We start from the raw sequence: 22,731 nt of genomic DNA, 5'->3' as shown, positions 1-22,731 counted from the left end.
AGGCGCGCCTCCGCATCGGCCGATAACAAACGCAGCCACGCCCAAAAAACCAAAACCGGACCACCCCGCCATGCTTGCCCCGATCACCCGACTCTTCCCGCTCTGGGCCGTGCTCGTCTCCCTCGTCGCGTACTTCGTGCCGGGCGCGGTCGCGCCAATCGCGCCGCACGTCACGACGCTGCTCATGATCATCATGCTCGCGATGGGCGTCACGCTCTCCTTCGCCGACTTCCAGCGCGTGTTCACGCGGCCCGCGCCCGTGCTGGCCGGCATCTTCCTGCATTACCTCGTGATGCCGCTCGCCGCATGGGCGATCGCAAAAGCGCTGCACATGCCGCCCGACCTCACGGCCGGCATGGTGCTCGTGGGCAGCGTGGCAAGCGGCACCGCTTCGAACGTGATGATTTATCTGGCGCGCGGCGACGTCGCGCTTTCAGTGACGATCAGCGCGCTGTCCACGCTCGTCGGCGTGTTCGCCACTCCGCTCCTCACGCGTCTCTATGTCGATGCCTCGATCACGGTCGACGTGCGCGGCATGCTGCTGAGCATCCTGCAAATCGTCGGCCTGCCGATCCTGATCGGCCTCCTCGTCAACCGTCTCGCCCATGGGCTCGTGCGCCGCATCGAGCCGGTGCTGCCGCTCGTCTCGATGGCCGCGATCCTCGCGATCATCGCCGCTGTGGTGGGCGGCACGCACGCGAGCATCGCGACGGTCGGGCCGCTGGTCGCGCTCGGCGTGGTCCTGCACAACGGCCTCGGCCTGCTGGGCGGCTATTGGGGCGGACGCCTGCTCGGCTTCGACGAGTCCGTGTGCCGCACGCTCGCCATCGAGGTCGGCATGCAGAACTCGGGCCTCGCCGCGACGCTCGGCAAGCTCTACTTCTCCCCCCTCGCCGCGCTGCCCGGCGCGCTGTTCTCGGTGTGGCACAACCTTTCGGGGTCGCTGCTCGCGGGCTACTGGGCCGGCAAGCCGGCGCGCGGCAGTACGCGCGCCAGCACGCTCCCGTAGAATCAGGCCGACTCCGCAGGAAAGAAGACAGCGCGCCACGACCGCACGGGAGACCCCGCTTGACTGCGCCACCCGCACCGACCCAAGCTCCAACGCGCCGCAATGCGGCGCGCCCTTTCGCGCGATTCCTGCGCGCCGCTCTTGTCCTCCTCTGCGCGACGCTCGTCGCCGCCTGCGCCACGCGGCCGCCCGCCACGGCCTTGCCGCGCGACACCACCCAGGCGCTGCCGCAGACCACGCCCACCGCCCTCGGCACCGCGCTCGCGGCGCCCGAAGCCGCGCACCCGGGCCAGTCGGGCTTTCGCCTCCTCGCCACCGGCACGGACTCCCTGCAGATGCGCATCGCGCTCGCCCGGGCCGCGACGAAGACGCTCGACATGCAGTACTACATCGCGAACGAGGACACGACCGGCAAGCTGCTGCTGGGCGCGGCGCTCTATGCGGCCGACCACGGCGTGCGCGTGCGCATGCTCGTGGACGACCTGAACTTCCACGACATCGACAGTCTGATGGCGGCCCTGAACACGCACCCGATGATCCAGATCCGCGTGTTCAATCCGTATGGCAGCGCGGGCGAAGGCATGTTCGCGCGCACCACGAACTTCTTCACGAACCTCGACCAGTTCACGCGCCGCATGCACAACAAGGCGATGATCGTGGACAACCAGCTCGCGATCGTGGGCGGCCGCAACCTGGGCGACGAGTACTTCAGCGCGAGCCCGACATTGCAGTTCACCGATCTCGACGTGCTCGCGGCCGGCCCGGTCGCGGCGCAGATCTCGGCAAGCTTCGACGCGTACTGGAACAGCAGCGTCGCCTATCCCTTGAGCGCGCTGAACCGCCAGCAGTTCGATCCGCGCGAGCTCGACGCCGCGCGCGACGAATTGCGCCGCCACTGGCACGAGAACGCCGATCCCTATAACGCGAAGCCGCTCAACGCCACGCCGCTCGACGTTCAGATCGCGCAACACCAGCTCGACCTCGAGTGGGCGCGCTGCTCGTTCGTCGCCGACTCGCCGGAGAAGATCGCCGACGCGCAGGCCGCTCCGAGCGGCGAAGTGGGCGCCGCCATGCAGTCGCTCCTCGACCGCATCCACACGGCGCACAGCAGCGTGCAGGCCTTCACGCCCTACTTCGTGCCGCACGACGCGGGAGTCGAGGAGGTGCGCAAGCTGACCGCGCGCGGCGTGCGCGTGGCGTTCCTGACCAACTCGCTCGCCGCCACGGACGCCGTCGCCGTGCAGGCCGGCTACAGCCCCTATCGCGTGCCGCTCCTGCGCGCCGGCGCGGAACTCTACGAGTTCAAGGAGGACGTGCCCTCGCGCAGACCGGTCAGCATCGCCGGCTCGCATTCGCGCTCGAGCCTGCACGCGAAAGCCTACGTCATCGACGACGAGACCGTCGTGATCGGCTCGCTCAATCTCGACCCGCGCTCCGCGAGCCTGAACACCGAGCTCGCGCTGACCATCGACAGCCCGGTGCTCGCCCACGAGGTAGCGAGCTATTTCGCGCGCGCGACCTCGCCCAAGGTCAGCTACCACGTGACGCTCGCCACGCCCGCCGGCACCAACGGCGCGGCCACGGCCTGGCCGCTCGTGTGGACCGACGAGGAAGACGGCATGATCCACACGTACAACGTCGATCCGAACGCCGGTTTCTGCCGAAATCTGTTGACCGGGCTATTCTTGCTGTTGCCGGTCGACAATCAGTTGTGAAATTCCCGCCTTCGACCGGACACCCAGGCGGACCGAAAGCGGACCCGAAAGCGGCGCCTGAGCCATCGCCGGCGTCGCGCCACTCACCGGAGTGCACCATGACCGAAGACGTAAGACTGGAGCGCGACACGTTCGGCGAGATCGCCGTGCCCGCCGCGCGCCTCTGGGGCGCGCAGACGCAGCGCTCCCTGCAGAACTTCCGCATTTCGACCGAGAAGCAGTCGCCCGAGCTGATCAACGCGCTAGCCACGATCAAGCGCGCGGCCGCCGAGGTCAACCTCGCCCTCGGCGTGCTCGACGAGAAAAAAGCGCGCGCGATCGTGCAGGCTGCCAACGAGATCATCGAAGGCAAGCATCCCGGCGAGTTCCCGCTCGCGGTCTGGCAGACCGGCTCGGGCACGCAAACCAACATGAACCTCAACGAGGTGATCGCGAACCGGGCGAGCGAGATCCTGGGCGGCGAGCGCGGCGAGGCACGCCTCGTCCATCCGAACGACGACGTCAATCGCGGCCAGTCGTCGAACGACGTGTTCCCGACGGCCATGCACGTCGCGGCCGCTTACGGCATCGTCAAGCATCTGCTGCCCGCGCTGAAGACGCTGCGCGACACGCTCGACGCCAAAGCAAAGGCCTTCGCCGGCATCGTCAAGATCGGCCGCACCCACCTGCAGGACGCCACGCCGCTCACGCTCGGCCAGGAGTTCTCCGGCTATGTCGCGCAACTCGACCAGGGCATCAGGCATGTCGAGTCGGCGCTGCCGCATCTCCATGAACTCGCGCAGGGCGGCACCGCCGTCGGCACGGGCCTGAACGCGCATCCGCAGTTCGCGCAGAAAGTGGCCGAAACCATCGGCAAGCTCACGGGCGTGCCCTTCGTCACAGCGCCCAACAAGTTCGAGGTGATGGCCGCGGCGGACGCGCTCGTGTTCGCGCACGGCGCGCTCAAGACGGTCGCCGCGAGCCTCATGAAGATCGCCAACGATATTCGCTGGCTCGCGAGCGGCCCGCGCTGCGGCCTCGGCGAACTCTCGATTCCCGAGAACGAGCCCGGCAGCTCGATCATGCCCGGCAAGGTGAACCCTACGCAGTCCGAAGCAGTGACGATGCTCTGCTGCCAGGTGTTCGGCAACGACGTGGCCGTGAACTTCGGCGGCGCGAGCGGCAACTTCGAGCTCAACGTGTTCCGGCCGATGATCGCGCACAACGTGCTGCAGTCGATCCGCCTGCTCGCGGACGGCGCGCTCAGCTTCAACGATCACTGCGCCGTGGGGATCGAGCCGAACCACACGCGCATCGACACTTTGCTCAACGAATCGCTGATGCTCGTGACGGCGCTCAATCCGCACATCGGCTACGACAAAGCCGCGCAGATCGCCAAGAAGGCGCACAAGGAAGGCACGACGCTCAAGGCCGCCGCACTCGCGCTCGGCCACGTCACCGAGGCGCAGTTCGACGAGTGGGTCAAGCCCGCCGACATGGTGGGAAATCCGAAAAAGTAGCTGGCGCTTCGCCTTCGCGCAAAGCAAACGGGCGGCGAGGATTCGAAACCTCGCCGCCCGCTTTGCGTTCACGAAAGTCGTGCGTCAGACCTGGCCCTTCGCGACTTCCTCGGGCTTCAGTTCGACGATCGCGTCGAGCGCATGCCTCACGTCGAGCGCGTACTTTGCGAGGCGCTGCTGCTCTTCGGTTTCGGGCGTGAACGTCGGCACGGGAATCGGATTGCCGTTTTCGTCCACGGCAACGAACACGATCAGGCAATCGGTCGTGAGGCGCAACTGGCCGCTCTTCGGGTCGCCGGCATGCACCGTGATGTGGATGTGCATCGAGGTGCGGCCCGTCGCCACCACGCGCGCGCGCAGTTCGACCATGTTGCCGACGAGGATCGGCCGGCGAAACCGGATGTTGCCCACGCTCACCGTCACGCAGTAGCGGCCCGACCAGACGGCCGCGCATGCGTAGGCGGTCTCGTCGATCCACTTCATCAGCGCACCGCCGTGCACTTTACCGCCAAAATTCACCGAAGTCGGCTCGGCCAGAAAGCGGAACGTCGTTTCCGAACGGTCCAGCGGCTGGGAAGGCGTACTCATGATGGGCTCCGCTCGTGGGGTTTGCCGCTTGCGCAGCTTGCTTGTGGGAAGGCGTCGATTATACGGTTGCATCTGGGCCGGCGCAGCGTCTGGCCGAGCCCCGCCTCCCCCCAACGCCCTACGCTGCCGCGAAGCGCTCCCGGTATTCGAGCGGCAGCACGCCATAGCTGCGCTCGAAGGCGCGCCGCAGGTTCTGCTCGCTGCCGAAGCCGCAGTCGGCGGCGATCCGCTTGAGCGGCCGGCGCGATTGCACGAGCGCGTGCGCCGCGGCCTCCACGCGCATCGCCGACACCGTGCGCGCCGGCGTACGCCCCACCTCTTCGGCATAGCGCCGCGCAAACGTGCGCGGGCTCATGCTCGCCGCCTCGGCAAGCCGCTCGACGCTCAATTCCGTATGCAGGTTCGCGGCCATCCAGCCGTGCAGTGCGTCGAACGTGCCGCCCGCCATGGACTGCGCCGCCAGCGCCTCGCTGAACTGCGCCTGGCCGCCGGGCCGCTTCATGAACACCACGAGCCGGCGCGCGGCCTGCATCGCCACGGCGTGACCATGGTCCTCCTCGATCAGCGCGAGCGACAGATCGATACCCGCCGTCACGCCCGCCGAGGTCCAGACCACGCGGCCATCGCGCGCGTCGCACAAAAAGATCGGATCGGGATCGACTTCGACCTGCGGAAAGCGCCGCTTGAGCTGGGCCGCGTTGCGCCAATGCGTCGTCGCGCGGCGGCCATCCAGCAGACCGGCGGCAGCGAGATAGAACGCGCCCGTGCACACCGCGGCCACGCGCCGTGCGTGCGGCGCACGGGCCGCGATCCAGGCGACGAGTTCGGGCTGCAGCGGCGTGGCGTCGTCGACGGGCGTTCCCGGCACGATCAGCGTGTCGATGGTGGCGGCATCGAGCGCATCGAGCCGTTCGGTGACGACGGGCAGCCCCGCGAAGGTCGGTAGCACGCCGCCCGCCACCGAGGCAACCGTGACGCGGTACGCACAGGGCTCGCCGCCAGCCGCCTGCGCGGGCCGGGCAGCGCGCACCGCGAGCTCGGCGCGCCAGAACGCCTCAATGGGCCCACAGGCATCGAGCAGAACGAGATCGGGGGCGACGGCGAAAACGACGTGACGCGCGGCAGACGATTGAGACATGGCGCAAAGCGGGAAGACGCGATGCAGTCATCATCGCATCGCCCCGGCTGGCAGTCACATCAGGATGGCATCAATTCCTGCCAAACCACGCTCAATGCCGGAAGACGATGCCTTCGTCGAGGGTGCCGTACATCGTGACTCCGCTTACGTCGTTCGACGGCGCAGGACCGCCCTGTGCGCAAGCCGCGCACAGCAATGCGAGGGAGCAGGCAGCCGCGAGGGCCAGAAAGCGTTTCATCTCTGCGTGCGGTGAGGGAGAGGTTTAGATTCTAGCGCAGCGGCACCGGCACACGCAGGAGACGCCCGTTCGACCCTAAGCCTCCGCCGGGCCTCTCGGGAAGGCGAGCACGTGGAAGGTTCATGTTTCAGATTAACGTGAAACGTCGAATGCCGGGCGCGGTTAGAGTAGCGTTCATGGGCACCCGCGTGCCGCCCTTGCAAGGAGCCGCCATGGCTGCCCCGCTTCTCGACGAAACCCGCCACTTTCCCGGCCTGTCACGCATTGGCGCGCTGCTCGCCGATCCCGGACGGGCCGCCATGCTTTGGACGCTGATGGACGGCAGCGCGCGGCCCGCCGGCGAACTCACGCTGATCGCCGGGCTGTCGCCCTCGGCAGCGAGCGCGCACCTCGCGCGCCTCGCCGAAGGCGGCCTGCTCGCGCTCGACGTGCGCGGCCGCCATCGTTACTACCGGATCGCGACACCCGACATCGCGGCGGCCATCGAAGCCCTCATGAACATCGCCGAGGCGGCGACGCCGCAGCCGGCAATACGGCCCGCGCGCACGGTGCCGCTGGAAATGCGCCGCGCCCGCACCTGCTACGACCATATGGCGGGCGAAGTCGCGGTCAGCGTGTTCGAGCGCTTCGTCGACGACGGCTTGCTCGTCTTCGACGGCGGCTATCTCGACGCGACGCCCGACGGTGCGGCACGATTGCGCGACCTGGGCGTGGACGTCGGCGCGCTGCACGCGAAGCGGCGCCGCTTCGCCTGTACCTGTCTCGACTGGAGCGAGCGGCGACCGCATCTGGGCGGCGCGCTGGGTGCCGCGCTGCTCGATTGCTGGCTGGCGCGCGGCTGGATCGAGCGCGCGAGCCGGCCGCGCGTGCTGCGTATCACGCCGGCGGGTCAGCGCGAGTTCGACGCGTTGACGGCCGGCTAGATCGCTGCGCCATCCTCGCCGCCATCCCTGCCGCCATCCCGATCCCGTCGATCCCTGCCCGCGCCGAAGGCAGGGATCCGCACGCCCCACCTTGCAATCCTTACACGGCAACACGTTCTGTTACATCTGGAGCCGAAGGTCTTACAATTCCGCGCGCATGGAAACAGGCACGGCCGTTACAGTGCTTCACAGGACGCACCGTAAAAAGCGGCGCGCCATGGAGAAAAACATGAAAGAGCGCACACCGACCCTCACCTCATTCCGCCGGCTTACCGGCCACACGCTGATCGCTTGCGCCGCGCTTGCCGCACTGAACCTCGCCGCCGCCCCGGCATTCGCTCAGTCCGCCCCGCCGCCCGGCGCCAGCGCGCAGGAAGGCGCGAACGTCGATCCGCCGGGCCGCGTCGCGCGGCTCGACTATATGGCCGGCGCCGTCACGACCGAACCGGCCGGCACCACCGACTGGTCCTATGCCCAGGTGAACCGCCCGCTCACGACGGGCGACCAGCTCTGGAACGACGCGAACGCCCGCTCGGAACTTCATATCGGCTCGACGGCGGTGCGGATGAGCGCGCAGACGAGCCTCGACATCCTGAACCTCAGCGACAGCGCCGCCCAGTTGAAGGTGGCGCAAGGCACGCTTTCGACGCGCGTGCGCGAGCTGCCCGCCGGCACCACCTATGAAATCGACACGCCGAACCTCGCGCTCGGCGTGAATCAGCCCGGCGACTATCGCGTGGACGTGGCGCCGGACGGCAGCTCGACGACGGTGACCGTGCGCAGCGGCAGCGTGACGGTGTACGGCGAGAACGGCCAGATCCCGATGTCGGCGGGCCAGCAGATCCAGTTCGCGGGCACCGACCTGCAGGAGACGGCGAGCAACGCCGCGCCGCCGCCCGACGCCTTCGACCAGTGGGCGCTGGCTCGCGACGCGGCCGAGGACCGCTCGATCTCCGCGCGCTATGTGTCGCGCGACATGCCCGGTTACGAGGACCTCGATGCCAACGGCAACTGGCGCGAGAATCCGCAATACGGCGAGGTCTGGGTACCGAACGCCGAGCCTGCGGGCTGGGCGCCTTACCACGACGGCCATTGGGTCTGGCAGGCGCCGTGGGGCTGGACGTGGGTCGACGATGCCCCGTGGGGCTTCGCGCCATATCACTACGGCCGCTGGGCCTATGTCGACGACAGTTGGGCGTGGGTGCCCGGCCCGCTCGTCGAGAGCGCTCCGCCCGTCTACGCGCCGGCACTCGTCGCCTTCGTCGGCGGCGGGGGCGGCGACGCGAACTGGGGCGTGGACCTGACCGTGGGCGGCGTGGCCGCGGCAGGCGTCGCCTGGTTCGCGCTCGGGCCGGGCGAGCCGTGGCACCCGGGCTGGGGCGGCTGGAGCCCGCACTACTATCAGCGCGTGAACCAGACCGTCGTCGTCAACAACGTGCACGTAACCAACATCACGAACGTCAACGTGCACAACACCTTCGTCAACTATCGCGTGCCGGGTGCGGTGACGGCGGTGCCGGCGACGGACTTCGTCCATGGCCAGCCCGTCGCGCGCTTCGCGCAGCGCGTCGATCCGCAGCAATGGCGCAACGCTCGCATCGAGTCCGGCACGCCGGGCATCGCGCCGGTGCAGGGCAGCTTCGGCGGCGCCCTGCGGCGCGCGAACTATCGCCCGCCCGCGGCACTGCAGGCACGCCAGGTCGTGGCAACGCGCGCGGCCGTCACGCCGCCCGCCTTTCACGACACCCTCGCCCAGCGCTTCGCGCACGAAGGCGGCGCGGTGCCGGGGGCCGGCGCGCCGGTCGTGCGCGTCTCCGCGCCGGCGCATGCGCCGCTCGCGGCCGCACAGAACGTGCGCGTGGTGCCACCGCATTCGCCGGTGATGCGCGAAGCGGAGCGCCCCGGGGGCGGTGCGCCGCAACCTGCTCGTCCGGGCGGCGTGCCCGCACCCGAACGCGGCCAGCCGGGCATGGCGAACGCCCATGAGCCGGTGCAAGAGGAGCATGGCGTACCGCATCCGCCGCAGCAGGTCGCAGGCCGTCCGGCAGGCGGCACGCCGAACGCGCCGGGCCAGGCCGAGGCGCATCAGCCGGTCTGGACTCAGCCGCATGCGCCGATGGCCGCGCGCAGCGAACCCGGCAACGAAGCCCGCCGCCCGGGGCAGCCCGAGACCCGCGAGGCGGCGAACGCCCGCGAGCCGCAAGGCCAGCCGCAGCGCGGCTTCGAGCAGGCTCCCGAGGCAAGGCCGCAGGCGCCGCAGCAGGCTCGGGAGGAGTCTCGCCCGCAACCGCAGCCCGAGCAGCACGCGGAGGCCCGTCCGCAGCCGCAGCAACATGCGGAACCCCGCCCGCAGCCGCAGCCCCACGCGGAACCGCACCCGGCGCCCCATCCGGACGAGCACGCCAACCGCGGTCATGACGACCATCAGCACGGCTGAGCGCGAGCGCCGGGGAGCTTGGCTCCCCGGTCATGAAAGCGGCTATCGAGCGCTGCCATCAAGCGCGAAAGGCCCGCGAACCTGAGGTTCGCGGGCCTTTTTCATAGGCCGCCGCCGTTGCCGCTCGCGCTCAGACGGCCATCGGCGCCGTGAGCGGTTCGTGATGCCGGTAGCCGACCAGCGAGAAATCCGCGGGTTCGACCTTCTCTAGCCATTCCGGCTCGTACACGCCCGTCTTCGCGTACTCGGGCACCCGCTCCGAGATCGCCAGTTGCGGGCTCGCGAACGGTTCACGGCGCAACTGCTCGTTGAGCATGTCGAGCTGGTTCTCGTAAATGTGCGCGTCGCCGATGAAGTACGTGAACCAGCGCGGGGTGTAGCCCGTAAGCCGGGCGACCAGATGCAGCAGCACCGCGCCTTCGGTCAGGTTGAACGGCGTGCCGAGGCCCACGTCGTTGCTGCGGATATAAAGACACAGCGACATCTCGCGCTTCGTCGCGTTCGGCAGGAACTGGTACAGCAGGTGGCAGGCGGGCAGCGCAATCTCTTCGAGCACCGCCGGATTCCACGCATGAAACAGAATGCGCCGGTCGGTGGGGTTGTGCATGATCGTGTCGAGGCACTGGCGCAACTGGTCGATCGCCTTGTAGAGCAGCACCTGCGGCCGCCCATCTTCGACGAATTCCGCCACGCGCGCATAACCGCGCGACTGCGCGTCGTCAATGCGAGCCGTCGCGCCGGCGTCCAGCACCTTGTATGCGGGCCAGCGGCGCCACTGCACGCCGTACACGCCGCCGAGGTCGTCCGGGCCTTCGCGATAGGGATTCGCGAGCCACTGCGCGTTCTCGTTCGCGTTGGCGTCCCAGACCTTGCAGCCGAGCGCGCGGAAGTCCGCGGCGCTGCGCGAGGCGCGCAGAAAGCCGATCAGTTCGCCGACAGCGGACTTGAACGCCAGTTTCTTCGTGGTAACGGCCGGAAAGCCCTGTTGCAGATCGAAGCGCAGCATCGCGCCGGGCTGGCTGATCGTGCGGATGCCCGTGCGGTTTTCCTGCCAGGTGCCGGTGTCGAGAATCGAGCGGACCAGCTCGAGATACTGTTTCATGCGGGGTTCCTTCGGCGGGCAGGCTCAACGCCTGGTTGGCCCGGTTCGGATGGAAAACCCCGATTTTAGCAAGCGCGCGGCGGTCAGGTCGGGCGGCGCGTGTCGTACGCGCCGCCGGCCCCGAACTTACGCCCCGCCCCCCGAAGCCAGTCCCCCCGGATGCGGCGCAAGCGGATCGCTTTCCATATGGCGCATGCCGTGGGCGCACAGCAACCGGTACAGCGTCACGCGCGAGATGCCGAGCTCCTGCGCCGCGTCGCCAAGACGCCCGCGATGGCGCAGCAGCGCGAGTTCGATCGCCTGGCGCTCGGCCGCCTCGCGCGCCTGCGATAGCGACACCGGGACCACCTCGACATAGTCGCCGAGTTCGAGGTCGCGCGCCGTGATGGCCCGCCCTTCCGACATCACGATCGCACGCCGTACGCGATTGATGAGCTCGCGCACGTTGCCCGGCCAACTGTAGTTATGGAGCGCGGCGATCGCATCGGGCGAGAAACCGCGCAGGCGCCGGCCACCGTCCTTGCGGAAACGTTCGAGCATGTGGCGCGCAAGCAGTTCGATGTCCTTGCCGCGCGCGCGCAGCGGCGGCTCGTCGATCTGCAGCACGCAAAGCCGGTGATACAGATCCTGGCGAAAGCGCCCTTCCAGCATTGCCGCACGCATGTCGACGTGAGTCGCCGAGATGATGCGCACGTCCACCGGAATCGATTGATGGCCGCCAAGGCGTTCGATCTTGCCTTCCTGCAGGAAGCGCAGCAGGCTTGCCTGGCTTTCCAGCGGCAGATCGCCGATTTCGTCGAGGAACAGCGTGCCGCCGTTGGCCGCCTCCACGCGCCCGATCTTGCGCTGGCTCGCGCCCGTGAACGCGCCGCGCTCGTAGCCGAACAGTTCGGATTGCAGCAGATGCGGGGGAATCGCGCCGCAGTTGATCGGCACGAACGGCGCGGTGCGCCGCGACGAGCGTTCGTGGATCGCGACAGCGGTCAGTTCCTTACCCGTACCCGACTCGCCCGAGATGAACACCGGCGCGTCGGTCATCGCGACCTTGCGGATCGAGCGGAAGAGCGCGAGCATCGCCTCGCACGAGCCCACCATCTCGCCTTCGGTGCCGCCCGTGGTGTCGTTCGAGGCCGGTTCGACGAGCGAGACCATGCCATAGGCGTGGCCGATCGAATCGACGATCCGCTCGCCGTTCCACGGCACCGTTACGTAATCGAAACAGTAGTCGCGCACGAGCCGGCGCAGCGTGGCGTCCTTGAGCTGGCCCGTGGTGGTCGCCGCGACCCAGCCGACGTTAGGCAACGTAAGGCAAGGCTCGAACGAGCCGATCTCATGCAAATGGAAATGACTGGAAAGGTCGAGCAGGCCGCCGGCCGGAAGCCCTGCGCGCAGCGCCCGCCGCGCGTCGCGGGCGGTGCCGACCACCTCCACCTGCCAGCCGCGCTCGTCGAATCGCTCGTGCAGCGCCTTGTCAGGTTCGCGCGTCACGTAAATCAATTGCCGCGTTGCGGATTCCATTATTCAGATCCTCTCGCCAAACACTGCGTTGGAGATTGACGGCACGCACCTGAATGTCCAGACACGCAGCATTAAGCGCCATTTCCACCGCATTGACTGAATTGGCGGCGAACGGACAGGCTTTCTGCTGACGGCATAACCCCGAGTCGTGGCGTGTGTGTGTCAGTAGCCCTTTTGGCCTTTTTTCTTATGGGCAGTACGACGTTTTCTGAAGCTTACTATATGCATTGGGCTCGTGGATAGGAAATATGCCCAACGAATCAATGCGGGACGGATGGAAGGGCTTCCATTGCGCGATATTCCCTTATCGTCCGAAGAAAATAAATCGGATGTTTCCTTTCTCTTAGCGCGCCGCCGAATAAGACGGCATTCCACAAAATGTTACCTGCGAGCAATCCGCAGACCCGATTCAGCATTGCGCGTTTCAGCACTGAAACATTTTGACGAAAATCGGCCATTCAAATTTCGCAGAAAATATCGCGAATCGAAGCGCATCAACGGTTTGCGGCACATGGCACACGTTTCGCTAAATCTCCGGCACCAGGAGATACGCCATGCGACTCAACCACCTCAACGCCAGACGCCAGTTCAACGCCAGTGCCGCCGCCCTCGCGGCTGCCGCGCTGCTCGCCCTTGCGCCGTCGGCCCATGCGCAGTCGTTCGATGCCGGTGCGCAAGTCGCCTCGGCCGCCGCGAAGGTGTTCGCCGATGTCATTCCTGCAACGCCCGACGCGTTCGGCGCGCCGAGGGCGATGTCCGCGACGCTGAAGCTGGCCGCGACACCCGACGACGACACCGCGGACACCGCAAGCGGTCCGCTCGCCGCCGACCCGTCGCCGCAAGACGACGACAGCGTGGTGGCCGGCATCGGCGCGCTGGACGATCAAACGCTGTCGCGCCAGCGCGGCGGCGCCGTCGGCATGGTGATGGTAGCCGCCACCCCGCAGCTCATGCACGGCGGCAACAACGTCACCTTGTGGGACGAAATCGCGCCGCCCGCACCCATGCCGATCCCGGTCGACGGTTCGCAGGCCGCGCAGGGAAATATCACCAGCTACACCAGAAGGTAATCCGATCGAGAGAGCAAACCGTGCCGCCGGGGCGGCGCGGCGTCCGGCGCGGCGCACAGAGGGTGCGCCCCGGACAGCAGGAGACCGACATGTCAGCACGCATCACCACGCCAGCCGCAGGCCGGCGTTCAGCGAGGATCGCCGCAGTCGTCTGCGGTTGCCTTGCCGCGGGTGTAACGACAGTGGCCATGGCGCAGCAGGTCACGAATCCGGGCGACATCATTGTCGAACGCGATGTCACGCCGCGCGGCGCCTTCGACAGCGTCCCGAGGAGCCAGGATCCGGTACTCGTGCGGGCGACCACGTTCCCGGCCAACACGTTCGACCCGACCATGGCCGCCGTCGTCTCCGACGCCGAGCTCACCAGCGCCCACGGTTCGACCGGCATCATCGGGAGCAACACGGCGGGCGCCACGGCCGCCAGCATGCAGGCGCTCACCGGCGTCCTGAGCGGCCGGGAAAGCGGCAACAACATGGCGATGGGCGCAGGCGTCCAGGCCGGAGGCATGGGCAGCTCGATCACGTCCGCCGTGACCGGTGCACTGGCGCCGATCTCGGCCGCCCTCGGAGCCGTGAAATGAGCGCCCGCCGGCTTCTTCCGGCCGCGCTCGCCGCCGCCCTGCTCGCCGGCGCGGGCGCCGCGCAAGCCCAGGGTGTCGTCACGGCGAACGCGGTGATCGCCCCGGACGCGGCAACCGGCACGCTAGGCTCGGTCACCGTCAACGAGGTGGCGGGCCTGAACAACGCGCAGTCCAACCAGTTGACCATCACGAGCGGCACCCCGCTCACGGTCAACGGCACCAGCAGCGAACAGAGCGCGGGCGCGCGAGTGCGCGTGCCGGTCGCGACGGCGAGCATCGGCCAGGGCGCCTTTGCGAACGCGTCGGGCGCGGTCCTGGTGAACCAGGCTGCGGGCGCAGGAAATACCCAGAGCAACAGTGCGCGAATCGGCACTGCTGTGATCGGTGTTGAAACTGTCTCGGACGGAGATCTGTCTGCGACAGCTGCAACGAACGGTGGTCCGGGCAGATCGGCCGAGTCCAGTGGCATTCGTGAAGCGAGTATCGGCAGTACGGCATTCAGGAATGCGACTGGTCTCGTGCAGGTGAACCAGACCGTCGGAGCCGGTAATGCTACGGCGAACAGTTTTGTGCTCCGTCCCCCGGCGGGCACTCTTTTCTAACTGACCAATCAGTATCGGAGCGACATCATGAAGCGCACTCTCATTGCTGCGGCAGTTCTCGCGGTATCGTCCGGCAGCGCCTTCGCCCATAGCTGGGCGGATTCGTATCTCTTCAACGCAACCGGCGTCACCCAGGGCGCCGAACTCTGGGGCGGCGTTCTGCTCTATGGTTGCGTCGGCGTGTCGAGCACCACCGGCGCCGTCGTCAACAATACGCAGAACGTCAACCTCGACGGTGTCAGCCTGACGCCGAACCTGCCGACGGGCTCCTATCAGACCGGCTCGACGACCACCTTCACGCACAACACGACGAGCACGGTCAACATCGGCGGCACGGCATCGGGCTCGCTCACGACGACGAGCTACCATGCGTCGGCCGGCGCGCAAGGCTTCCAGGAATCGTCGGGCTATGCCTATGGCAACCAGTCGGCATTCGCCGCCGGCGGCGGCTACGAATATAGCCAGCAGAGCGCGGGCATCGGCGGCTACTTCTACAACACGAACCAGAGCCAGGGCGGCCATCTCTCCGCAGGCGGCCAGGCCGGCGGCTCGTATGGCTCGTATCACTACGGCAATCCGTTTTTCGGCAACAGTGGCGGTGGCGGCTACGTTCAGGGCGGCCTTTCGGCTGGCTATAACGAATCCAGCTATGCCAAGGGTTCGGGCGTAGGCGGCTACTTCGAAGGCACGGAAGGCTCGGGCCAGGGTGCGGTGTGGGGCGCCCAGGCGAACGAGGGCTCGGGCTACCAGGCCTACGGCGAGCAGTCGAGCGGCTACAGCGTGGGCGGGTCCGTCAACTCGAACTCGGTCAGCGCCCAGTGGAGCGTGAAAGCGCATGACGACACCACCAACACGACGACGGTGGGCGCGGTCACGACGCACTACAACGGCATCCCGACCGGCTCGCTCAACGCGAACATCGGCGACGGCAGCTCGGGTGCCATGGGCGTGTCGGGTAACGTCGGCATCAACATCACGGAAGGCGTGGACAACGCGCAAAGCAACGATGCGTCGCTGGCCATGATCGATGCAGGCAGCGTGTTCGGCAATGCCCAGGTCTTCAACAATCAGTCGACCTCGGGCAACGCGTCGATCCACAACTTCAACGTCAACGCATCCATCGGCAGCAACGCGCTCGCCGGCGCAACCGGCAACATCGGCGTGAACGTCGCAGCCGGCGTGGGCAACGCGCAGAACAACAGCCTTGCCGCCGCCAGCAGCACCGACACGAAGGCCCCGAGCGGCGCTGCCATGGTCGCCACCGACCAGAACAGCCAGACGGCCAGCCTGAACTTCAACGGCTCGTTCGGCGGTACCGCTACGCTGGCAGCCAATGCGCTCGCCGGCGCCAGCGGCAACATCGGCGTGAACATCGCCGGTGGCGCGGGCAACGTCCAGCACAACGGTCTTGCCATCGCCGCTCTGACCGTATCGAAGTAACCGCACCAGCGCAGCACGCGCGCCGGCTGCCACTGCAGCAGCCGGCGCGTTTTAGCCGCAATAACCTGCGTGGGACCGGAGCCAGGCGCATAAGGCCCATCCGGATCGACAGGAGACCACCATGCCCGGGCTCGACCGGTTCCCGGCGTCAACCGCTTGCGTCGTTGCGCTCGCAGCTTGTGTTTTGTGTGCGCAAGCCCACGCACAGTCGACGCTCGATGCGACTAACCTCATTGGCGTGCCGGTGAAGTTGCCGATTCGCTCGATGAAGGACATTCGCTACAGCGGCATCGTCACCCAGCAGTTCGACTACAGCTGTGGTGCTGCTGCACTCGCGACACTGCTCAAGGACGGCTACGACATCGATATTCCGGAGGTCGAACTGATTCGCCGGATGATGGTGTACTCGACGCCCGCGGTGGTCGTGAAGAACGGCTTTTCGATGCTCGACATGAAGAAGTTCGTGGAAACGATCGGCCTGCGTGGACGAGGTTTTCGCGTCAACACCGACGCGCTCTATCACTTGCAGATTCCCGTTCTCGTGCTCATGAACATCGATGGCTACGAGCATTTCGTGATCGTGAAGCATGCCGAAGAAGGCCGCGTGTTCATTGCGGACCCGGCGCTCGGCAATCGCATCGTCACCGAGGACGATTTCGCGAAGACCTGGAATGGCCTCGTCTTCGCGGTGCTCGGCAAACCCTTCAGGGAGGATTCTCCGTTACTGCAGAACAACCAGTCGCTCGCACTCAAGCTGCGCGCCAACGCCCTGGCGAACGGTATGGCGGCGACACCCTTTGTCGATTACGGCCTCGAAAAGGCCGTAATGTTCTGATGTAGTGATCCAGCCATGAACTGCAAGCTCTCAAAGTATGGCGTCACGGCAGCGCTCCTCGCGCTCGCCTGCAGCCATGCGAGCGGTGCGCCTGTCGCCGGAGGTATCGAAGCCCAGACCTTGCCCGCCTTTCTCTCGGCCGGCCCCGCTACGCAGCAGCAGAACATTCAGTGCCTGCCCGTCGACGACGACGTGCTATCCCATCAGACCGGCAAGTATGCCGGCAGCAACATGATTTCCGGGTTCGTTCTGAGCCTGCTTTCTGAATGGCAATTGCCAAATGGCGCGACCGCCGTCGCGCAAGGCGCACTCAGCGTCACCCAAAGCGTCACCCACCAGTTGACCGCCCAGATCCAGACGTCGGCCAGCGTCACGGGCGGCAACCATTCGCATGACACCGGCGCCAATCCGAATGCCGTTGCCACGGGCGGTCAGAACGTGGCCGTCAACGGGATATCGCAGATCACGCAGGTTGCCGGCAACAGCAATAGCGGCAGCAACGGCGCCACCATCGAGTACAGCAACACGTTGCCTCAGCTCACCGGCGCCTCCACCTCGCCGACCTCGTTTGCCTCGAATGCGAGCGGCAGCGTCACGGCTGGCATCTCGTTCGCGAATAACAGCATCAACCTGTCGTTGCAGACGCCCGCCGGCATCGCGACGCAGAGCGTCGTGCCAGGCAACGCCCAGCAGGCCGGCGCAATCGCCCAGTTGCTCCAGATCGCAGGCAATAACCAGCAGGTCGCCAATCGACTGGCGCTGACTCTGCAGACGCAGCAGATGAGCGGCGCCATGATCCGGCAGACCGGTTTACTACAGGCACTGCGTATTAGCCACTAACGAGGAGGCACCGTCGCGGGCGAGGGGCTCGCGGGCAGTACGGCAAGAGACCGAGAAGCATCGTTGTAAGCGGGCGCGAGACCGCAAAGCGCGGAAAAGCGCCCGTCTGCAAACCCGGGGGGAAACAAGAATGAACACGATGTCCACAAAGGGTTGGCCGCGCCTCAGACTCGCGGCCATACCCGCAGCCGCCATGTTGTTCGCCTTTGCGCAGTCGGCACACGCACAGGCGCTTCAGGACCAGTCGGTCGACGACCGCCTCAACACGCTGATGCGCGTGGTCGACGAGCAGCAAAAGCAGATCCAGTCACTCGAGCGCCAGGTCACGAACCTGGAGATGCAGCAGCGCGGCCGCGGCCTGCCCGGTGCGGGCGCGCCCGACGCTGCGTCCGATACCGCGGTCGCGGAACAGCCCGGCGCGGACGGCTTGCCCGTCCCGCTGCCGCCGCTCGCCCAGGCGGTACCCGGCGCCACCGCGCCGGGTTCGCTTACCGGCACGGCGACGGGCGTTCCCGTCAATCCGCCCTCGCCCGACAGCGGCCCGACCACCGGCGCGACCGGCAGCTCGGCAGCAAGCGGCCCGCAACAGGGCGCGCCGGTCGGCGTCAATCCGGCGAACGCAGCGAATCCGGCGAGCACGGCCAGTCCGACGGTCGGCACGACGCAGCAGAGCGAGCAGCCCACCCGCACCGCCTCCGAGCAGGCCGTCGCGGAACGCCAGGAAGCGCCGCTCTTCGACCACAAGCTCACGCTCGACTGGGGTATCAGCGACACGTACTACGATCGCCGCCAGTTGCAGCTTTCGGGCTTCCTTGCGCTCGACGCGATCTTCCTCGGCAACATCAACCTCGGCGAGACCAAGTCTCATCAGTTGATGGCCGATCTCGACGTGCGCTACGGTCTCACCGACCGCATCAGCGTCGACGTCGACGTGCCCTACATCTACCGGCACAGCACGTTCATCGTGGGCGGCGCGGGCGGTGCGGCGAGCACGCTTTCCGATGCCTCGGCCAATTCGAGCAACATCGGCGACGTGAACTTCGGGATCTACTACCAGTTCCTGAAGGAAACCAACGACATCCCCGACGTGGTCGGCAGCCTGCGCGTGAAGTCCGACACCGGCAGCTCGCCGTTCGGCATCAAGCTGGAGCAGATCTCGGGCGACAACACGAACCTCGTGGCGCCGACCAGGCTGCCCACCGGCACCGGCTTCTGGAACGTCACGGCCGGCTTGTCCGTGCTGAAGACCTACGACCCGGTCGTGCTGTTCGGCAGCTTCTCGTACACCTACAACATCTCGCGCTCGTTCGCCGATATCTCGTCGGTGGTCGGGCAGACCGAGCCGGCCGACGTGAAGCTCGGCGACATCATCCAGTTCGGCGGCGGCGTGGCGCTCGCGTTCTCCGACAAGGATTCGGCCAGCATCTCCTACACGATGGCCATCGAGCCCCAGTCGCAGACCAAGGCGCCGGGCGGTAGCTGGACCGGCGTGCCAGGCAGCGAAACCACGGCCTCCGTGCTGAATTTCGGCCTGAATCACGTCGTCAACAAGCACCTGACGATCAACGGCGCGGTCGCCGTGGGCCTCACGCCCGACGCACCGAACTTCGTCGTCGGCGTGCGCTTCCCCTACACCTTCTGACGAACACGAGGTCGATCGTGCGCGAAACCTCTCACCTGAGCGCTACCGTGACGCCGTTCGCCGGGGCGGGCCAGCGGCCCGCCGTCGTGCCGCCGCCGCAACCGGGCCGGCCGCTCGCCGAAACCGACGACACCGCTGCGGGCAGCGCGACGGAAACCGAGCGTATCCTCGTCTACGTCGCCCGTACGCCGGACCCGGCGCTCACGGCCTACCTCAAGAGCCGCGGCTGGGATCTCGCGACGGCGCGCACGGCCCACGAGGCCTCGCGGCTCGTGAAGCCCGAGGCCGCCTGCGCCGGCATCGTCGATCTGACCGGCTTCGCGCCGCGCGATCTCGCCACGCTCGAAGCGGTGCTGCGGCTGCAGCAGGTCGGCTGGATCGCGCTCACCGATTCGGCGCGCCTCACCGATCCCGAAGTGCGGCGGCTGATCCGCCACTACTGCTTCGATTACGTCCACCTGCCGGTCACGAACGCGACGCTCGACTATCTTGTCGGCCACGCGTTCGGCATGGTGTCGCTGTGCGATCTCGACGCGCCCGGGGCCGCCGCGGCGGCGAGCCACGACGAAGACGAAATGGTGGGCACCTGCGAGGCGATGCAGCAGCTCTTCCGCACGATCCGCAAGGTCGCGAACACCGACGCCACGGTGTTCATCTCCGGCGAGTCGGGCACCGGCAAGGAGCTGACCGCGCTCGCGATCCACGAACGCTCGCCACGGCGCAAGGCGCCGTTCGTACCGATCAACTGCGGTGCGATCCCGCATCATCTTCTGCAATCCGAACTGTTCGGCTACGAACGCGGTGCGTTCACCGGTGCCAACCAGCGCAAGATCGGACGCGTGGAAGCGGCCAACGGCGGCACGCTGTTCCTCGACGAAATCGGCGACCTGCCGATGGAAAGCCAGGCGAGCCTGCTGCGCTTCCTGCAGGAAGGCAAGATCGAACGCCTTGGCGGCCACGAGCAGATTCCGGTGGACGTGCGCATCATCTCGGCCACCCACGTCGATCTCGAAGCCGCGATGCGCGACGGACGCTTCCGCGCGGACCTGTTCCACCGCCTGTGCGTGCTGCGCGTGGACGAGCCGCCGCTGCGCGCGCGTGGTAAGGATATCGAAATACTCGCGCATCACGTGCTGCACAAGTTCAAGATGGACAGCGCCCGCAAGATTCGCGGCTTCACGCCCGACGCGATCGAGGCCATGTACAACTACAACTGGCCGGGCAACGTGCGCGAACTCATCAACCGCGTGCGGCGCGCGATCGTGATGGCCGAAAGCAAGCTGCTCTCCGCCGAGGATCTCGACCTCGCGCAGTTTACCGAGCAGCAGACGGTGACGCTCGCCCAGGCGCGCGAATCCGCCGAAAAGCGCGCGATCGAAGCGGCGCTGCTGCGCCATCGCCACCGCCTCACCGAGGCGGCCGCGGACCTCGGCATCTCGCGCGTGACGCTCTACCGCCTGATGGGCACGCACGGCCTGCGCGACGAGAAGACGATTTTCGCGGGCGTTGCGGAGAACCAGTCCGAACCGCCGGCGGAAAACGAGGAGTGAGGGAGGAAACGCCGTCGGGTAGAATCGCGGGGTACTCCCTACTTCGACTGACTCGATGACGACGCTCACCCTGATCGTCGCGCGCGCGCGCAACGGCGTGATCGGCCGCGACAACGAACTGCCCTGGCGTCTGCCCGAAGACCTCGCCTTCTTCAAGCGCACGACGATGGGTGCGCCCATCGTGATGGGCCGCAAGACTCACGAATCGATCAGCCGCGCCCTGCCGGGGCGCCGCAATATCGTCGTGACGCGCGACGCCACGAAGCGCTTCCCGGGCTGCGATACGGCCACGAACCTCGAAGAGGCGCTCGCGCTGGCAGCGCAGGATCAGGCGCCCGAGGCGTTCCTGATTGGGGGCGCCCAGCTTTACGCCGAAGGGCTCGCGCTTGCGCACAAGCTCGTGGTGACCGAAATCGCCATCGACTTCGAGGGCGACGCCCACTTCCCCGCCCCCGATCCCGCGCACTGGCGCGAAACCTCGCGCCAGACACTGCACGCGAACCCGCCGAACAACTTCGACTTCGCGTTCGTGACTTACGAACGGCGCGACTGAAGGCGTTACCGGGAAGTCACTGCGGGCCCCGCAGCAAGGGCCCGCGGGCTCTTACTGCCCCGCCACCGTCATGCGCTCGATGAGCACCGAGCCGGTCTGCCGCGTGCCGCGCGCGAGCGTGTCGGCGCCCACGGCGACGATGTGGCGGAACATCTCCTGCAGCGTCGAGGCCACCGTGATCTCTTCCACGGGGTACTGGATCTTGCCGTTCTCCACCCAGAAGCCCGACGCGCCGCGCGAATAGTCGCCCGTCACGAAGTTCACGCCCTGCCCCATCAGCTCGGTCAACAGCAGACCCGTGCCGAGCTTCTTCAGCATCGCCTCGAAGTCGTCGCCCGGTTGCGTGAGCGAGCTCTTCAACTGGAGATTGTGCGAACCGCCGGCATTGCCCGTCGTCTGCATGCCGAGCTTGCGCGCCGAATACGACGAGAGGAAATAGCCCTGCACGACGCCGTCCTTCACGACCTCGCGACGGTGCGTGCGCACGCCCTCTTCGTCGAACGGCGCGCTGCCCGCCGCACGCGGCACGTGCGGATCCTCCACGATCTGGATATGCGGCGCGAATACCGGCTTGCCGAGACTGTCCACGAGGAACGAGGTCTTGCGGTAGAGCGCGCCGCCGCTCGTCGCCTGCACGAACGCGCCGAGGATGCCCGCCGCGAGCGGCGCCTCGAACAGCACCGGCACCTTGCGCGTGTCGAGTCCGCGCGCGTGGAGCCGCGAAAGCGCCCGCTCGGCCGCGTAGCGGCCCACGGCCTCGGGCGAAGCCAGCTCGCTCGCGCTGCGCCGCGACGTGTACCAGTCGTCGCGCTGCATGTTGCGGCCTTCGCCCGCGATCGGCGCGCACGAGATGTAGTGGCGCGAATACGGATAGCCGTGCAGGAAGCCGCCGCTCGTGGCCAGCACGAACTGCGAATGCTGCGCGGAAACGCTCGCGCCTTCCGAGTTTTTCACGCGCGGGTCGGTGGCGAACGCGGCGTCCTCGGCGCGGCGGGCGATCTCGACGGCCTCCTCGGCCGAGAGATTCCACGGGTGATAGAGGTCGAGGTCGCGCGGCGCCGTTTCGAGCAGGTCGCGCTCGGCAAGGCCAGCGCAGTCGTCGTCGGCCGTGAAGCGCGCGATGTTGTACGCGGCCGCCACGGTGTCCTTGAGCGCCTGCGGCGAGAAGTCCGAGGTGCTGGCATTGCCGCGCTTGTTGCCGATATAGACGGTCACGCCGACCATCTTGTCGCGGTTGTGCTCGATGGTCTCGACTTCGCCGCGCCGCACGGACACGGAAAGCCCGTCGCCCTCGGAGATTTCCGTCGCCGCGTCGCTCGCGCCGAGCGTCTTCGCGTGCCGGAGGATGTCCGAGGCGATCTCTTTCAGTTCGTCCTGGGTATGCGGGAAAAAGCGTTGCCGGGCTTCGATATCTGCTGCCATTGTCGTTACGGTCCGGTTCCGGGCCGCCT

Annotated in this window: 20 protein-coding genes; 14 read left to right on the top strand and 6 right to left on the bottom strand. The window is 67.3% G+C overall.

The window, feature by feature from the left end:
* The first annotated feature begins 70 nt into the window (after positions 1 to 70).
* The 3 genes from panS (at position 71) to fumC (ending at position 4,223) form a co-directional block, all read left to right on the top strand.
* Entirely contained in the window at positions 71 to 1,009 is a 939-nt protein-coding gene (gene panS, locus WJ542_RS09015; RefSeq protein WP_411188979.1) for a ketopantoate/pantoate/pantothenate transporter PanS, read from the top strand.
* Positions 1,010 to 1,068: 59 nt separating this feature from the next.
* The gene (locus tag WJ542_RS09010; protein WP_411188978.1) at positions 1,069 to 2,724 is read left to right on the top strand and encodes a phospholipase D family protein; all 1,656 of its coding nucleotides are present in this window, start codon (positions 1,069 to 1,071) and stop codon (positions 2,722 to 2,724) included.
* A 98-nt stretch (positions 2,725 to 2,822) separates the two neighbouring features.
* Positions 2,823 to 4,223: a class II fumarate hydratase gene (gene fumC, locus WJ542_RS09005; protein WP_411188977.1), complete on the top strand. Its 1,401-nt coding sequence runs from the start codon at positions 2,823 to 2,825 to the stop codon at positions 4,221 to 4,223.
* A gap of 84 nt (positions 4,224 to 4,307) precedes the next feature.
* Here the strand turns inward: fumC and WJ542_RS09000 are convergent, their stop codons facing one another.
* The 3 genes from WJ542_RS09000 to WJ542_RS08990 form a co-directional block, all read right to left on the bottom strand.
* Positions 4,308 to 4,811: an acyl-CoA thioesterase gene (locus tag WJ542_RS09000; protein ID WP_411188976.1), complete on the bottom strand. Its 504-nt coding sequence runs from the start codon at positions 4,809 to 4,811 to the stop codon at positions 4,308 to 4,310.
* Positions 4,812 to 4,929: 118 nt separating this feature from the next.
* On the bottom strand, positions 4,930 to 5,949 hold the full coding sequence (locus tag WJ542_RS08995) for a GlxA family transcriptional regulator (RefSeq protein WP_411188975.1): 1,020 nt from the start codon (positions 5,947 to 5,949) through the stop codon (positions 4,930 to 4,932).
* 91 nt (positions 5,950 to 6,040) lie between these two features.
* Positions 6,041 to 6,187, bottom strand: a complete 147-nt coding sequence (locus tag WJ542_RS08990) for a hypothetical protein (protein WP_411188974.1) — start codon at positions 6,185 to 6,187, stop codon at positions 6,041 to 6,043.
* Between the two features lie 212 nt (positions 6,188 to 6,399).
* On the opposite strand from WJ542_RS08990, the gene WJ542_RS08985 reads away from it, so the two are divergent.
* Together WJ542_RS08985 and WJ542_RS08980 are read left to right on the top strand one after the other, a co-directional pair.
* Positions 6,400 to 7,110 (top strand): ArsR/SmtB family transcription factor, encoded by a 711-nt coding sequence (locus tag WJ542_RS08985; protein ID WP_411188973.1) that lies wholly within the window; start codon positions 6,400 to 6,402, stop codon positions 7,108 to 7,110.
* A gap of 229 nt (positions 7,111 to 7,339) precedes the next feature.
* Positions 7,340 to 9,547 (top strand): DUF6600 domain-containing protein, encoded by a 2,208-nt coding sequence (locus tag WJ542_RS08980; RefSeq protein WP_411188972.1) that lies wholly within the window; start codon positions 7,340 to 7,342, stop codon positions 9,545 to 9,547.
* A 130-nt stretch (positions 9,548 to 9,677) separates the two neighbouring features.
* Here WJ542_RS08980 and WJ542_RS08975 read toward each other — a convergent pair whose 3' ends face one another.
* Positions 9,678 to 10,649 (bottom strand): thymidylate synthase, encoded by a 972-nt coding sequence (locus WJ542_RS08975; protein WP_411188971.1) that lies wholly within the window; start codon positions 10,647 to 10,649, stop codon positions 9,678 to 9,680.
* A 126-nt stretch (positions 10,650 to 10,775) separates the two neighbouring features.
* Complete coding sequence (locus tag WJ542_RS08970) at positions 10,776 to 12,167, bottom strand: sigma-54 dependent transcriptional regulator (protein WP_411188970.1); 1,392 nt, start codon at positions 12,165 to 12,167, stop codon at positions 10,776 to 10,778.
* 554 nt (positions 12,168 to 12,721) lie between these two features.
* Here WJ542_RS08970 and WJ542_RS08965 point away from each other — a divergent pair.
* The 9 genes from WJ542_RS08965 to WJ542_RS08925 all read left to right on the top strand — a co-directional run bounded on the left by WJ542_RS08965 (position 12,722) and on the right by WJ542_RS08925 (position 21,280).
* Positions 12,722 to 13,237 (top strand): hypothetical protein, encoded by a 516-nt coding sequence (locus WJ542_RS08965; RefSeq protein ID WP_411188969.1) that lies wholly within the window; start codon positions 12,722 to 12,724, stop codon positions 13,235 to 13,237.
* A gap of 89 nt (positions 13,238 to 13,326) precedes the next feature.
* Positions 13,327 to 13,818: a hypothetical protein gene (locus WJ542_RS08960; RefSeq protein ID WP_411188968.1), complete on the top strand. Its 492-nt coding sequence runs from the start codon at positions 13,327 to 13,329 to the stop codon at positions 13,816 to 13,818.
* Positions 13,815 to 14,420, top strand: a complete 606-nt coding sequence (locus WJ542_RS08955; protein ID WP_411188967.1) for a hypothetical protein — start codon at positions 13,815 to 13,817, stop codon at positions 14,418 to 14,420. Before WJ542_RS08960 ends, WJ542_RS08955 begins: the two co-directional genes overlap by 4 nt.
* A gap of 27 nt (positions 14,421 to 14,447) precedes the next feature.
* Positions 14,448 to 15,860, top strand: a complete 1,413-nt coding sequence (locus tag WJ542_RS08950) for a hypothetical protein (protein WP_411188966.1) — start codon at positions 14,448 to 14,450, stop codon at positions 15,858 to 15,860.
* A gap of 121 nt (positions 15,861 to 15,981) precedes the next feature.
* On the top strand, positions 15,982 to 16,695 hold the full coding sequence (locus WJ542_RS08945; protein WP_411188965.1) for a C39 family peptidase: 714 nt from the start codon (positions 15,982 to 15,984) through the stop codon (positions 16,693 to 16,695).
* 15 nt (positions 16,696 to 16,710) lie between these two features.
* Positions 16,711 to 17,535, top strand: coding sequence for a peptidase C39 (locus WJ542_RS08940; protein WP_411188964.1), 825 nt, complete (start codon positions 16,711 to 16,713; stop codon positions 17,533 to 17,535).
* A gap of 130 nt (positions 17,536 to 17,665) precedes the next feature.
* Positions 17,666 to 19,177, top strand: coding sequence for a hypothetical protein (locus tag WJ542_RS08935; RefSeq protein WP_411188963.1), 1,512 nt, complete (start codon positions 17,666 to 17,668; stop codon positions 19,175 to 19,177).
* A 17-nt stretch (positions 19,178 to 19,194) separates the two neighbouring features.
* Complete coding sequence (locus WJ542_RS08930; protein WP_411188962.1) at positions 19,195 to 20,727, top strand: sigma 54-interacting transcriptional regulator; 1,533 nt, start codon at positions 19,195 to 19,197, stop codon at positions 20,725 to 20,727.
* Positions 20,728 to 20,782: 55 nt separating this feature from the next.
* Complete coding sequence (locus WJ542_RS08925; protein WP_411188961.1) at positions 20,783 to 21,280, top strand: dihydrofolate reductase; 498 nt, start codon at positions 20,783 to 20,785, stop codon at positions 21,278 to 21,280.
* A gap of 51 nt (positions 21,281 to 21,331) precedes the next feature.
* On the opposite strand, the gene pmbA is transcribed toward WJ542_RS08925, so the two are convergent.
* Positions 21,332 to 22,702 (bottom strand): metalloprotease PmbA, encoded by a 1,371-nt coding sequence (pmbA, locus tag WJ542_RS08920; RefSeq protein ID WP_411188960.1) that lies wholly within the window; start codon positions 22,700 to 22,702, stop codon positions 21,332 to 21,334.
* Positions 22,703 to 22,731 lie beyond the last annotated feature (29 nt).

Origin of the sequence: Paraburkholderia yinzeri (assembly GCF_046581065.1) — a bacterium.
Lineage (GTDB): Bacteria > Pseudomonadota > Gammaproteobacteria > Burkholderiales > Burkholderiaceae > Paraburkholderia.
The sequence above is the reverse complement of the archived record's forward strand: the minus strand, read 5'-3'. Positions and strand labels throughout refer to the sequence as shown.